The organism is Streptomyces sp. NPDC041814, from assembly GCF_055590565.1.
The window spans coordinates 832,190-844,340 of the sequence record NZ_JBVJAM010000002.1; the positions used below are offsets into that span (position 1 = coordinate 832,190).

The 12,151-nt window shown below is 69.2% G+C and carries 12 protein-coding genes and 4 pseudogenes; 8 read left to right on the plus strand and 8 right to left on the minus strand.

Features of this window, described 5'->3' with window-relative positions; translation table 11 throughout:
• Positions 1-53: 53 nt before the first annotated feature.
• Together ACZ6C6_RS08975 and ACZ6C6_RS08980 are read left to right on the plus strand one after the other, a co-directional pair.
• A pseudogene (locus ACZ6C6_RS08975) lies at positions 54-1,326 on the plus strand (IS701 family transposase); the annotation flags it as partial.
• 269 nt (positions 1,327-1,595) lie between these two features.
• Positions 1,596-2,345 carry a class I SAM-dependent methyltransferase gene (locus tag ACZ6C6_RS08980; protein ID WP_469200584.1) on the plus strand — a complete coding sequence of 250 codons (750 nt, stop codon included), beginning with the start codon at positions 1,596-1,598 and terminating at the stop codon, positions 2,343-2,345.
• A gap of 17 nt (positions 2,346-2,362) precedes the next feature.
• Here ACZ6C6_RS08980 and ACZ6C6_RS08985 read toward each other — a convergent pair.
• Positions 2,363-2,935: pseudogene (locus tag ACZ6C6_RS08985) on the minus strand (MBL fold metallo-hydrolase); the annotation flags it as partial.
• 118 nt (positions 2,936-3,053) lie between these two features.
• Here ACZ6C6_RS08985 and ACZ6C6_RS08990 point away from each other — a divergent pair.
• Positions 3,054-3,281, plus strand: coding sequence for a hypothetical protein (locus tag ACZ6C6_RS08990; RefSeq protein ID WP_469200586.1), 228 nt, complete (start codon positions 3,054-3,056; stop codon positions 3,279-3,281).
• On the opposite strand, the gene ACZ6C6_RS08995 is transcribed toward ACZ6C6_RS08990, so the two are convergent.
• Positions 3,268-4,716, minus strand: coding sequence for an aldehyde dehydrogenase (locus tag ACZ6C6_RS08995; protein WP_469200587.1), 1,449 nt, complete (start codon positions 4,714-4,716; stop codon positions 3,268-3,270). The genes ACZ6C6_RS08990 and ACZ6C6_RS08995 overlap by 14 nt on opposite strands.
• Before the next feature lie 118 nt (positions 4,717-4,834).
• On the opposite strand from ACZ6C6_RS08995, the gene ACZ6C6_RS09000 reads away from it, so the two are divergent.
• The 4 genes from ACZ6C6_RS09000 to ACZ6C6_RS09015 all read left to right on the plus strand — a co-directional run bounded on the left by ACZ6C6_RS09000 (position 4,835) and on the right by ACZ6C6_RS09015 (position 7,550).
• The gene (locus ACZ6C6_RS09000) at positions 4,835-5,449 is read left to right on the plus strand and encodes a TetR/AcrR family transcriptional regulator (RefSeq protein WP_469200589.1); all 615 of its coding nucleotides are present in this window, start codon (positions 4,835-4,837) and stop codon (positions 5,447-5,449) included.
• A 147-nt stretch (positions 5,450-5,596) separates the two neighbouring features.
• Positions 5,597-5,770 (plus strand): hypothetical protein, encoded by a 174-nt coding sequence (locus tag ACZ6C6_RS09005; RefSeq protein WP_469200591.1) that lies wholly within the window; start codon positions 5,597-5,599, stop codon positions 5,768-5,770.
• Between the two features lie 239 nt (positions 5,771-6,009).
• Positions 6,010-7,005, plus strand: a complete 996-nt coding sequence (locus tag ACZ6C6_RS09010; protein ID WP_469200592.1) for an AraC family transcriptional regulator — start codon at positions 6,010-6,012, stop codon at positions 7,003-7,005.
• A gap of 128 nt (positions 7,006-7,133) precedes the next feature.
• Entirely contained in the window at positions 7,134-7,550 is a 417-nt protein-coding gene (locus ACZ6C6_RS09015) for a peptidoglycan-binding domain-containing protein (RefSeq protein WP_445064933.1), read from the plus strand.
• A 113-nt stretch (positions 7,551-7,663) separates the two neighbouring features.
• Here the strand turns inward: ACZ6C6_RS09015 and ACZ6C6_RS09020 are convergent, their stop codons facing one another.
• The 3 genes and pseudogenes from ACZ6C6_RS09020 to ACZ6C6_RS09030 form a co-directional block, all read right to left on the minus strand.
• The gene (locus tag ACZ6C6_RS09020) at positions 7,664-8,218 is read right to left on the minus strand and encodes a GNAT family N-acetyltransferase (protein WP_469200594.1); all 555 of its coding nucleotides are present in this window, start codon (positions 8,216-8,218) and stop codon (positions 7,664-7,666) included.
• Positions 8,219-8,688: 470 nt separating this feature from the next.
• Positions 8,689-9,024 carry an STAS domain-containing protein gene (locus ACZ6C6_RS09025; RefSeq protein ID WP_469200596.1) on the minus strand — a complete coding sequence of 112 codons (336 nt, stop codon included), beginning with the start codon at positions 9,022-9,024 and terminating at the stop codon, positions 8,689-8,691.
• Positions 9,025-9,265: 241 nt separating this feature from the next.
• Positions 9,266-9,400, minus strand: a pseudogene (locus tag ACZ6C6_RS09030) (IS5/IS1182 family transposase); the annotation flags it as partial.
• Between the two features lie 66 nt (positions 9,401-9,466).
• Here ACZ6C6_RS09030 and ACZ6C6_RS09035 point away from each other — a divergent pair.
• Positions 9,467-10,042, plus strand: coding sequence for a hypothetical protein (locus tag ACZ6C6_RS09035; RefSeq protein ID WP_469200598.1), 576 nt, complete (start codon positions 9,467-9,469; stop codon positions 10,040-10,042).
• 423 nt (positions 10,043-10,465) lie between these two features.
• Here ACZ6C6_RS09035 and ACZ6C6_RS09040 read toward each other — a convergent pair whose 3' ends face one another.
• From ACZ6C6_RS09040 to ACZ6C6_RS09050, 3 genes and pseudogenes are all read right to left on the minus strand, one after another.
• Entirely contained in the window at positions 10,466-10,684 is a 219-nt protein-coding gene (locus tag ACZ6C6_RS09040; protein WP_469200600.1) for a hypothetical protein, read from the minus strand.
• A gap of 434 nt (positions 10,685-11,118) precedes the next feature.
• Positions 11,119-11,520 (minus strand): hypothetical protein, encoded by a 402-nt coding sequence (locus ACZ6C6_RS09045; RefSeq protein ID WP_469200602.1) that lies wholly within the window; start codon positions 11,518-11,520, stop codon positions 11,119-11,121.
• A 46-nt stretch (positions 11,521-11,566) separates the two neighbouring features.
• Positions 11,567-12,114 (minus strand): annotated as a pseudogene (locus tag ACZ6C6_RS09050) (helix-turn-helix domain-containing protein).
• Positions 12,115-12,151: the final 37 nt, after the last annotated feature.

The window sequence follows — 12,151 nt, forward strand, 5'->3', positions numbered from 1 at the left end:
TGATCATTAGGTGTTGTGTGGACAACCAATGATCATGCGGCGGCCGCGGACGCCTGCGGAGTGCCTGCCCACGGGCAGGAGGCGTTCGAGGGTCTGGGGGCCGGATCGCGGGCCGGTTCTCCCGGGTTGAACCCCGCCGCCGGGTGCTGCGGTTGGTCTCCGGGCTGCTGTCGGACCTGCCGCGCAAGAACTGCTGGACCTGGCTGAACACGCGGGCGACGCCACCCCGGACGGCATGCAGCATGTGCTGCACCGCGCGAAGTGGGACGCCGACGCGATCCGGGACGACATACGCGCCTACGTGGTCGCCCGTCTCATCGACACCGATGCGGTGCTCGTGGTCGACGAGACGGGCGATCTGAAGAAGGGCACGGTGACTGTCTGCGTCCAGCGCCAGTACCGGCACGACCGGCCGTACCGAGAACGCCCAGGGCGCCGTCTATCTCGTGTACTCCGCCGCTCGCGGACATGCTGCCATCGACCGAGCCCCGTACGTGCCGTGCTCGTGGACCGATGACCCGGACCGTTGCCGGAGCGCAGGCATCCCCGACGATCTGGACTTCGCCACCAAGCCCCGACTCGCCGCCCGGATGGTCATCCGGGCCTTGGACGCGGGAACACCCGCGCGCTGGGTAGCGGGAGACGAGGTCTACGGCGACAACCCGCGCCTGCGGATCGCTCTGGAACACCGCCAGACCGGCTACGTCCTGGCCGTGTCCAGCACTCACCCCGTCCTCACCCACTCCGGGAAGTTCCAGGCGAGGGTCCTGGCGGCGCGGATCCCCAAGCGAGCCCGGCCAGCGGCGCTCGGCCGGAGCGGGCGCGAAGGGCGACCGGCACTACGGCTGGGCCCAGGCTGACATCCAAGGCTCAGCCGGTCGGGCCGGCCATTGGTGGCTGCGGGACCGCCGCAATCGCCGAACCGGCGAACTCGCCTTCTACCGCTGCTTCTCACCCCGGCTGGTGCCGCTGTCCGACCTGTTACGGGTGGCTGGACAGCGCTGGACGGTGGAAGAGACATTCCAGGCGATCAAGGGCCTGACCGGCCTGGACGAGCACCAGGTCCGCCGCTGGACCTCCTGGCACCGGTGGGTCACCCTCGCCATGCTCGCCCACGCCTTCCTCGCCGTCACGGCAGCCACCGAACGTCGCGACCGACCCGCCCCCGGCGGCCTGATGCCCTTGACCGGCAATGAGATCCAGCACCTGTTCGCAACGCTGATCAGCCCAGTCCATGACCTCGCGCATCGCCTGTTTCGCTGGTCGCACCGGCGACGACGGCGCCCAGCCGGCGCCCGCGACTGCCACTACCGTCGGCAAGAGGCACTCAGCCATGAAGATCACGATCTACGGCTGGAGTACCAGGACGCGTATCGAGTCGTGCTCACCGTGACTGCTTGAGTCCGCGCCGAGGTGTCCGCCAGCGTGGGCGACGGGCACGTCACGTCATGGGTCTGGCCGGAACCTAGAGCCGCGCCGGTGCTACTCGGGGTGCCATCGTTGGGCCGAGTAGGAGCCCGCGGTGGCGCGCCCTCATCTCGGCTGTGGGGAAAGTACGTTGACGTTCTTCGGACAGTGGTCAATCATCGCTGCTCATGCTTCAAAGTGAGATTTGGGATGACCGGGCCGCTCAGAGCTATGACACACCTGGGACTGGCATGTTCGCACCGGAGGTGCTGGGGCCAACGGTGGACCGCCTGGCGGAGCTCGCGGGGGGCGGGCGGGCGCTGGAGTTCGCCATCGGGACCGGACGGGTGGCACTGCCGCTCGCGGAACGCGGCGTCCCGGTCAGTGGCATCGAACTGTCGAAGCCGATGGTCGATCAGCTCCGTACCCAAGCGGACGAGGCGGCCATTCCGGTCGTCGTCGGCGACATGGCCGCTGCCCGAGTCCCGGGCGAGTTCCAGCTCGTCTACCTCGTCTACAACGGCATCTCGGTCCTGCTCACGCAGGCTGAGCAGGTTGCCTGTTTCCGGAACGCCGCACGCCACCTCGCGCCGGGTGGTCGGTTCGTCATCGAGCTGTGGGTTCCCGAGCTTCGCAAGTTGCCGCCAGGCCAGCAGGGCGTGGTCTTCGGGTCGGCGCCGGGCTATATCGGGCTCGACACCTACGATGTTCTGCGCCAGCAGGTCGTCTCGCACCACTTCGGGTTCGACGCCGACAGTGGCCGTGAGGCCAGCCTGTTTCGCAGCCCACACCGATACATCTGGCCGGCTGAACTTGACCTGATGGCCGAGCTGGCCGGAATGACGCTGGAGTCCAGGCACGCAGACTGGACGGGAGCGGAATTTACCGCAGAGTCGCGCTCCCACGTCTCCGTGTACAGGACGGCCGGCCAGCTCTGACCGGGCAAGTCTCCGATCCCCTCGGGCGACTTCGGCAGCATGACGCCGTACATGTACCCGGCGCGGCGGCCCCTCGCCCCGCCCGCATACACGTTCTCGCTGACCGCGTGCTCCAGAAGCCCTCAGGGCCGAGGATCGGGACGCCTTCCTCGGTGCCGTGGGGGAGGACGCCGCGGACACCGCCCAAGTGGTCGCCGTGCGAGTGGGTGTAGATCACGCCGGTCACGGGACGTTCGCCGCGGGCCTCCTTGTAGAGCGCGAACGCGGCGGCGGTCTCCGCGGAGATGAGCGGGTCGATCACGATGACTCCGCGTTCGCCCTCGACGAGCGTCATATTGGAGATGTCCAGGCCGCGGACCTGGAAAATGCCCGCGGTCACCTCGTACAGACCCTGACGGGCGCAGAGCTGACCCTGCCGCCACAGGCTGGGATGGGCGGTGTCGGGACACTCGCCCTGCAGGAAGGCGTAGGCGTCGTTGTCCCAGACCACCGTCGGCGGCCTGCACGACGCCTGGGACGAGAGCGCCGACAAACCCTTGGTCGGCGTTACCGAAGTGGGTGGTGTCCTCAAAGGGGAGGGCTGCGCCCATGGGCTCACTCCGCTCCACGATGGTCCGGCCCACCTCAACACCGCGCGCCCGTAGACGCACTTTGTCAGCTCTCTCCTGTTACCTCGTGAGGGCCCGCTGTGCTCCGCCGCCGTGCAGAGTGCCACTCCTGCCCCTCGGCAATCGCAGCCCTCAGGGCCCCGAACACCTCAGGCCGTGCCGATACGCCTCCGCCTTCACCGAGGCGGGCGCCGAGCCCGGGGGCGTCCAGCGCTCGGACGAGCGACGGCTGAGCACCGGCCAGGACAAGACGTCCTCCCGCATCGGCGAGGACGCGGGCGTACCGGTCGACCGTGTCGACGGGCGGGGCCGGTTCAGATGGTGGTGATGGTCTTGTACTCGGTGTAGGTGCCGAGGCCGACGGCACCGTACTCACGGCCGATGCCGCTGGTCTTGAAGCCGCCGAAGGGGCCGTCGAAACCAATGGGGGCGCCGTTGACGGTGACCGTGCCGGTGCGCAGGCGCCGGGCGACGGCGAGGGCGTGGTCGGTGTCGGCGGACCAGACACCGCCGGAGAGGCCGTATTCGGAATCGTTGGCGATGCGGACGGCGTCGTCCTCGTCGTCGTAGGCGATGACGACGAGCACCGGGCCGAAGATCTCCTCCTGGGCGACGCGCATGGAGTTGTCGACATCGGCGAAGAGGGTCGGGGTGACGTAGTTGCCCGCCTCCAGCCCCGCAGGGATGTGGGAGCCGCCGGTGATGAGGCGGGCTCCTTCCTCGATGCCGACCCGGATGTAGTCGCGTACGCGTTGCTGCTGGTCGCGGCGGATCATCGGGCCGATGAAGGTGTCCTGCGCCAGGGGGTCGCCGACCTTCAGTGACTCCACCAGTTCCTTGAGTGCGGTGACGACCTCCTCGTAGCGGGAGCGTGGCGCGAGGATGCGGACCTGCGCGATGCACGCCTCTCCGTTGTTGAGGAGCGAGCTGAACTTCAGCCCGTGAACGGCCTGCTGGAGGTCGGCGTCGGGGAGGATCAGCGCGGCCGACTTGCCACCGAGTTCGAGGCTGACCCGCTTGAGCTGCTGCCCGGCGATGGACGCGATGGTCCGTCCGGCGCGGGTGGAGCCGGTGAAGGCGATCTTGTCGACGTCAGGGTGGGAGATCAGGTACTCACTGGTCGCCCGGTCGGCGGGCAGTACGCTGATCACTCCTTGCGGGAGCCCGGACCGCTCCAGCAGCTCAGCGAGGAAGCCCATGCTGAGGGAGTTCTCCGGGGAGACCTTGAGTACCACGCTGTTGCCGGCGAGCAGCGCGGGGATGATTTTCGCGTTGGCGGCGGAGAACGGCGAGTTCCACGGGATGACGGCCGCGACGACGCCGATCGCTTCACGGCGCACGATGCTGCGGAAGGGGCTGGCCGGGTCGGACGGGACGAGGACGGCCTCCCAGTCGAAGTCCTCGGCGGCCTTGAAGTAGGCGTTGGCCTGCCGGGTCAGGCCGCCCTGCCCGGCGAGTGTGAACCAGGCCGCCGATCCGTTCTCGGCGGTGATCAGCTCGGCGACCTTCTCCGCGTTCCGCTCGCGCAGGTCGTTGTAGCGGCGCAGGACGGCGAGGCGTTCGTGCGGCGGGGTGCCACTCCACACACCGGACTCGAACGAGGCCCGGGCGGCCGCCACAGCGCGGTCGACATCGGCGGGCTGGGCCTGGGCGGCGCGGCCGACGACGGACTGGTCGTGGGGGGAGCGGATGTCGAGCAGCTCCGGATCGCTGGGCTTCACCCAGGAGCCGCCGATGAAGAGCCGGTCGTAGGTCGTCGTCATGACGTTCGATCCTTTCGAGCAACGCATCTGTCACTCTAATGTAGCACTTAGGTCCTGTTAGGGCTCACTCGTGAGTCAGAATGTGCAGCATTAGGCACGCGCAAGGTAAGTTTTTGGGATGAGAGCTGACGCTGCACGCAACCTGGAAGCCGTTCTGACGGCGGGAGCACGCACACTCGCCGTCGACGCGGGGGCGAGCATGGCCGACATCGCCGCGGAAGCGGGCGTCGACCGGCGCACCGTCTACCGGCGCTTCGCCTCCCGGGAGGCCCTGCTGGCCGCGGTCTACGAGGCCCGGCTCGACGCCATCGAGGCGGTGATCCGTGAGGCCCGCCTACGGGAGGCCCCGGTGCAGGTCGCCCTGCACCGCTACATCGAAGGCGTCATCGAGGTCAACCGGACCTGGCCCGTAGACCTCGCCCGCATGCTGACCGATGCCCCCTCCCGCGAGCGGCGCGATCACTTCGTGCGCGAAGTCGACGCCTTCCTCCAGCGCGCCACCGACGAGGGACTTTTCCGGCCCGGACTCCCAGCGGGATGGGCCTCCGCCCTCATCCCCCTGTTCATGCACCAGGCATCCCGAGAGCTGCCCCGACTCACCCCCGGCCAAGCCGCCGACATCGTCGTCGACACCCTGCTCCACGGCATCGGTACGACCCCGCCTCCGCCCGCTTCCCCGCCGCATCCAAAGGGCGGGCACGATGACCTTCCAGGCCGCAGACAGGAACCGTGAACCCGGTTCGACCACGCACCACAGACCGGACACACGGCGCCGTCGGCAATCGAGGGAAACAACAGCTCCTTCAGCCGGAGCAGGACCTCTTCCACGGTCCTGAGCATTCAGCCCGACTGCGTCGCCCTGGGACCAGGCAGATGCGGTGTGCCGCAGGTCGACACCCAGGTCCATCAGGACGACGTCGACGCCGAACGCATCCAAGTGCGGGTCGTGCCCCGGGATGGCGGTGAGCGTGTGGCCGGCGGGGTTGTTGACGACGACGCGGGCCCCGGCGGCCTTGAGCGGATGGGGCGTTTCGAGGCCGGGCCCGGGGCGTGACTAAGTCGGCGGTGGCGGCTGCGGGGAACGGCGGGCCGAGCGGCTGCTAATCGGTGCGGTTCATGGCGGCGACGGTACGAGTTGGAGTGCGCTCCAGCTCAAGTCCGGCATTCGGGACCGCCCGCGACACGCCGGGCGGCCGTCCCGATCTCCTTGCCGCACCGCACACCGGAACAGCACAGTTGTGCGGCTCCGCACGGGCGGGGCGTCGGGAAGCGGTACGGCAACGGGGGCGGGCGATGACGGTCGACGCGCTGGAGCAGGGGAACGGCAGAGCGGAGCCGGTGCGGATCTACGAAGGACGGGACATCGAGGAGATGCGCCAGGTCGTCGGAGGGCGACTGTCGCCGCACCGGCTGACGGTGCTGGGGGCGCAGCGGACGCCGAGCAGGTTCCGTGCCTTCCACGAGGGGGCCGTGGGGCTGTACGACCTGGTCTACGGCGCCCCGGTGCGGCTGCTGGTGCAGGAGCTGCCCGACTTCTACACCGTCGTCCTGCCGCAGGCCGGCGCGGGGGTTCTGGCCGTCAACGGCACCGTCCTGCCGTCCCCGCTGTGCGTGGCGGGGCCGGGGGACGTGGTCCTGATGGACTGGGACCACCGGGCGGTCAACGGGGCGCTCGCCATGTCCCGGGCCGTCGTCGACGAGGTGACCTCGGTGCGGCTCGGCGACGTACCGCGGGAGCCGCTGCGCTTCCGCCGGCCGCATCTGGACCGTGCGGATCCGGCCGTACGCTCCTGGCTGGCGCTCGTCGCCGCGTTCCGGCAGTTCCTGCTCTCGCCGCTGGCGCTCCGGCCCGGCCTGGGCGTACGGCACTTCGAACGCCTCCTGGTCGACACCCTGCTCGACGTACAGGCCCATTCCTGGAACGACGAGGTGCCCGGCCTCGGCACCACGATGCTGCCGAACGCCCTGCGCCGGGCGACGGAGTACTGCGCGGACCACGCCCACGAGCCCGTCTCGGTCTCCGACATCGCGCAGGCCGCGCGGGTCGGCGTCCGGACGCTGCGGGAGGCCTTCCGTACGCACCTCGACACCACACCCCTGACGTACCTGCGCAGGGTCCGGCTCGACCGTGTCCACCAGGATCTGACGGCCCTCGCCGCGGGCCGCGCCACCGGATCGGTCACGGAGGTCGCCTGCCGCTGGGGCTTCACGCACCTCGGCCGCTTCAGCGCGGAGTACCGGCGGGTGTACGGACGACTGCCGTCGGATACGGCGAAGGGACGGTCCTGACTATCCGCAAAAGCGGCCGACTCCCGCTCCCGAAGCGGATAGTTCGCGGGGGCCGCCCGGGCGAGTCTGGATTCCGACGGCGGCTCCCGCCGCCGTCGGGGTCGAATGACGAAGGGACAACAGTCTCCATGGCTACGAAGACTGGCAAGGGCCGACGCAGCGGTGTCCTCGCGAAGATGGCGGGCGTGACCGCCGGGCTCGCGCTTCTCACCGTCGGCACGGTCACCCAGGCCCAGGCATCCCCGTCCGCCGGCTACATCGGCGACGGCTACGCCAACAACACGCACGGCGTGTGGTGCGTCCAGCACCTCCTCAACGACATCGCCTCCGACCAGGGCTACGGTCGTCCCCTGTCCGAGGACGGCCTCTGGGGCCCCAACACCCGCAGTTGGGTGCAGTGGTACCAGCGCACCGCCCCCTCCCTCTTCAACCTCACCGTGGACGGCATCGTGGGCCCCAGGACCGGGGGCTATCTGCTGGTGGAGGGCGACCAGTACTACGGCGGCAAGAACTACTGCTACAGCTACGTGCCCTCGGTCTTCTGACGACGGCCGCACCGCATACCGGACCGCACGGCCCGAAGCCTCCGGAGGGCTTCGGGCCGTGCGGCCCTGTGCGTTCCGGGGAGGGGATTCCGCCACCCCGCAGCGAGGACCCGTCAGCGCCCCGCACCGCGATCGTCGTCCCAGGCCGGGACCGTCGTGGTCCCCGATTCCCAGTCGCGGCGCAGGATCGCGTACCCCACGGCGTCGTGGACGCTGCCGTCGGCGGCCGGCCACGCCTCGCGGTAGTGGGCCTCCTGCACGTAACCGCACCTGCGGAACGTACGCCGCATCGCCGCGTTGTCATGGCGGGTGTTGCCCTCGACCCGACGGACCTTCGGGAACTCGGTGAACACGTACCGCGTGAGCCAGGCCAGGGCCTGGGCGCCGAGGCTGTTCCCCCGGTGCCCGGAGTGGATGCGGAGGTCGAAGAGGGGCGCGCTGTCGCGCAGGTCCATGAGGCGTACGAAGCCGACGCGTTCGCCCGTACGGGTGATCCAGAACGACCGGTTGTCGTCGCCCTCGAAGCGGCCCTCGTCGATCCACCGCCGGGCCTCGTGCGGCTCGACGGAGTCGCGGCCGTGAAACGGCCATGTGTCACCGGAGAGGAAGGCGACCAGCTCGTCCGCGTGGGCGGGCTCGAAGAGTTCGTATGTGATCTCAGTGTCCACGGGCGCACTGTAGTGACGGAACCGGAGCCCGGGCACCGCTTTATCACCCGGCTCTCGGCGTGCAGCCTTGGACAGACGCCGGCCTCGGTCCGCTCCCGCAGTCGGCGCCACGCGGTCACCCCGGAGCAGCCCACTGCCTCCGTAGGTACGTCGCGCCCGGAGGCACCGTCCAGCCATACGTACATCACTCCCGCGAGCGCCGCCCGGGCGGGAACACACAGTCGGCCTTCGTGCCGCAGGCAGGCCCCGCTCACCCGCCGGGTGGGGAGACTGCCGGCGCCCCGCACACCCGGGGGTCGATTCTCTGTGAACGGCCTCGTCCTGGCCGCAGTCCAGGGCGTCACCCCCGGCGCAGCTGGTACGCCCCCGCGCAGTTGACGTACGAGATCGCGGAGGGTGGCTCTACGGGTGAGGTGGAGGTTGAGTCGCTTGCCTTGCCGGGCGGGTGCTGTGGCCCGCGCAGGTGCGGATCAGTTGTGGCCGGTGCTGGCGGCTGCTTGTGCTGCGTGGACGGTGGGGTAGAGGTTGAGGAGGGTGTCGGCGCCGACGACCTGGAGGAGGTGTCGGACGGCGAAGGAGGGGTCGGCGATTCTGAGGTCGCCCTGGTCGTGGAGGGTGAGGACCAGGCGCAGGAAGGAAGAGTCGGCGAAGTCGATGCGGTGGGCGTCGAGTATGACCGTGCCGTGCTGAGCGAGCGCGGTGTCGGCCTGAGCCTGCAGGGCGGGCAGGGACTCGCTGTCGACGTCTCCGTCCGGGGCCAGGACCGGCACCGGTCCACCTGCCTGACGGGGTTCTTGAGTCGTCATACGACCGATCCTGGCACTCGACGAGCATGTAGTACACCCAACCCGGGAGCCGCCCTTGAGACTGCCGGCACGAAACGTCGCCTCGACCGGTTCGGCACTGAACTTGTCAGGGCCGGTTCACTCGAAGGAATGGCCTCACGCCGGCACTCTCCTTCGCCATCGGCGTATGCCATACCGTGCACGCACGCGTCCACCTGCAGGAAGCGGCGGGCCGAGTCGGGGCGAGCCCCTGACGGGTCAGCCCTGCTGCCTTCGCCCGCTCCAGCGCGGTATGCAGATCCGGCGCCCCGGCCGCCAGGACGGTCAGTCCTTCGTGCAGGTAGCGGTAGGCGGTGGAGGACGACAGGCCGGTGTCGCGGGTGAGTTGCGTCAGGCGGCGCTTGACGAGCTGGTGGAACTGTATCTGCCGGACTGTGCGCGGCGCCTGGACGACGGCCCGGTGATGACCGACCCGGACTTGCCCTACGAGCAGCGGAGCCATCTGCGCCGGGTCCGGTACGGGCGCGGCAAGGCCTTCGAGGATGCGCCGCTGTGGAACGATGCCGTGTCCAGCAGGGGGAAGGTGGTGGTGCGTGGCATGACGTCCAAGGCGGAGGTACTGCGCCGCCTGCACCACAGCTACGTGACCCAGCAGGATCTGGACAGTCCGGAGGGCGAGCTGGCGGTTCAGGTGCTGCAGGGGTGCAAGGCCATCCAACGCTCCCGCGCGATCGGCGACGGCGACTTCGTCGACGAATCGGATCTGGAGCGGAAGCTGGATGCCCTGCAGTGGCGCGCCTTGGTGATCGCCGCCGGTCGGGGCGAGCAGGCTCGTGCCCAACTCCTCGCTCAGCTGCGACAGCTGGAGGTGCTGGCCGCCGCAGTCCTGGAGTTGGATACGGCGTTCCGGCAGCGCAACAGCAGCCCTTCCCTGGGCGCCCGGATCGCCGCGGCCGCCCATGGGGTGAAGGCGGTGCTCCAGCACTGGCCGCCGAAGGTCGAGGGAGCCGTTGCGGAGTCAGCTCATACGACGGCGTAACCCCCGAACAGGCATCCCTTGACCGACATGGACCCAGATCGCCGCCGCGGCCCTCCTCCTGCTCCAGCTCGACTACGACCGAACCATCTGAATTGCCACACAACGTCATGATCCGTTACTGGGAAGGCTCAGTGTGTGCCTTGCCGTGTGACGGCCGTCAGGCAGAACGTTCGCCACCTGGGTGTGGAACGCGTCCTGTGGCTCGTCGAGGCGAATCCACGGTGCAAGCGCGCCCTCGGGGTCCCGGTCGGGGAACCCGAGGTGCGCCTGGGCGGGGTGCTCGGCGCACTGGAGTGGGTATCCGTCGGCTGTTCGGGCACACGGGAGGTCATGCACGGACAACATGCGCGTCCCAGCAGCGGCAGTCTCATCGGCCAGCCCTCCGCCGAGACACCGCCGCCAGACCATGACGGCGCCAAGCACTCACGCCGAGGCCGGCGCACCGGCCGCCTGCGCCGCCGCGTCCTCGCTTACCGGGCAATCGATCTCCTGTCCACGCACATCCCGGACGACCCGGGTCCGGGCGATGAATGTCTGCTCCTTGTGCACACCCGCCAGGTCGTCGGCGAGGTCCGCTACCGGATCTGCACTGAGTGCGCCCAGGGCGTCATTACCACCGTCGCTATCGACGAGCGCTTCCACAGCACCGGCCTGGGCACCCGTGCGCTGTCACATCTACGGTCCCGCCACCCGGGACTGGCCTGGCGCAGCACACTGCGGAAGCGCACCACCCGTGATCTCCTGCGCCGGATGCTCATCCCCACAAACCCCTCTGCCACGCCCTGCCCCCACGCTCACCAGGCACTCTCCGCCCCGGCCGGCCCGATACTCGCCAACGGCTGATTCCAACGCTCCCCGGTTATGGCGCACAGTGGAGAAGGGCTCCTCGCATCCCGGGCCCGCTGCGGAGAGCGAGAACCCGCTGCCCCGCGGACGTACGGTGGTCGCGCTCCGCGCCGTCGCGGGTGTGCCAGTCACCGCCGTACGGCCCGCACACACCACCAGCTGACACAAAGCCCCAGCTCAGAACCTTGACGTCTCCAACGTAATCACGCACCAACTTGCTACAGCAACGGCTACCAGTCCCGCCAGTCATCCGTGATCTCGGTGCGGCTGATGCCTCGCCTCGCGGCCAGAGCGGGGACGTTGATGCCGTGCTCCATCAAGGTCTCGTCGATGTAGAGGCACAGTTCCTCCCGCTCTTCGGTCTCGTAGCCGGACCCGTTGTGGTCCTCGTTGATGTCGTTCAGCACCAGAACGACACGCTTGATCGCTTCGAACACCTGCTCGTCGTCCAGGTCCCGGAGCGCCTCTACGTCCGACTCGAACGTACGCAGCGCCTCATCCGTCGCCGCCAGCAGTGACTCAGGGAAGAGCTCCTCCAGAAAGGCATCACTCCGGTCCCGCTTCCCCGCCGCGAGCTCCATTGCCTCTTCGCGCACGCGCTCACGCCACAGTGCTGATGGTTTGATTGCCATGTCCTGGACCGTAAGCCCAGGCTCTGACAGTGAGCTTCCCTTTTGATCAGGTGGCGAGTTCGAGGGCGACGACGGCACGGGCGACGGCGGTGATCCGGATGGTGCTGCAACGGAGCTTCCGCAGGAGCCGCCAGCATCTGAGGGTGGCCATGGCACGTTCGCCGAGGCTGCGGATCTTGGCATGATCGCGATCGTGACGCCGGCGCCGGCCACGCAGACTCTCGCCCCGGAACGCGACGCGGACAGCAGGGCCTGCACGTTCATCCCATGGTGCTTCTCCCGGAGTGGTGCGACTGGTCGGCTGCGATGCGGTCGATCGGAGCACTGTGCCGTCGAGGATCACATACGCGTTGCTCGCCACCGCCGTCATGGCCTGTTCCAGCGCGGGCGCCCGAGCGGCCGTAAGGTCAACAGCCTCGCGTATGTACCTGTAGACCGTCGCGATCCCGAGCTGGAGTCGCCGCAGCGCAGGTGGGCCAGGACGAGCAGGGCCTGTCGGCCGCAGGTGAGGCGGCGCCGCCGGGAGGCGATGCGGCGGCGGTGGCCTGCGGGGAGGCTGGTGAGATGCTGCGGTGTACGGCTGGACAGATCGATGCCGGATGGTTGGGGCTGCCGGTCCGATTACCCACCA

Excerpts from the sequence above, each read along its gene's own strand:
- ACZ6C6_RS08980 (WP_469200584.1), top strand. The coding sequence starts at position 1,596 with ATGCTTCAAAGTGAGATTTGGGATGACCGGGCCGCTCAGAGCTATGAC.
- ACZ6C6_RS09045 (WP_469200602.1), bottom strand. The coding sequence starts at position 11,520 with ATGGCAATCAAACCATCAGCACTGTGGCGTGAGCGCGTGCGCGAAGAG.
- ACZ6C6_RS09015 (WP_445064933.1), top strand. The coding sequence starts at position 7,134 with ATGGCTACGAAGACTGGCAAGGGCCGACGCAGCGGTGTCCTCGCGAAG.
- ACZ6C6_RS09010 (WP_469200592.1), top strand. The coding sequence starts at position 6,010 with ATGACGGTCGACGCGCTGGAGCAGGGGAACGGCAGAGCGGAGCCGGTG.
- ACZ6C6_RS09035 (WP_469200598.1), top strand. The coding sequence starts at position 9,467 with ATGACCGACCCGGACTTGCCCTACGAGCAGCGGAGCCATCTGCGCCGG.
- ACZ6C6_RS09000 (WP_469200589.1), top strand. The coding sequence starts at position 4,835 with ATGAGAGCTGACGCTGCACGCAACCTGGAAGCCGTTCTGACGGCGGGA.
- ACZ6C6_RS08995 (WP_469200587.1), bottom strand. The coding sequence starts at position 4,716 with ATGACGACGACCTACGACCGGCTCTTCATCGGCGGCTCCTGGGTGAAG.
- ACZ6C6_RS09025 (WP_469200596.1), bottom strand. The coding sequence starts at position 9,024 with ATGACGACTCAAGAACCCCGTCAGGCAGGTGGACCGGTGCCGGTCCTG.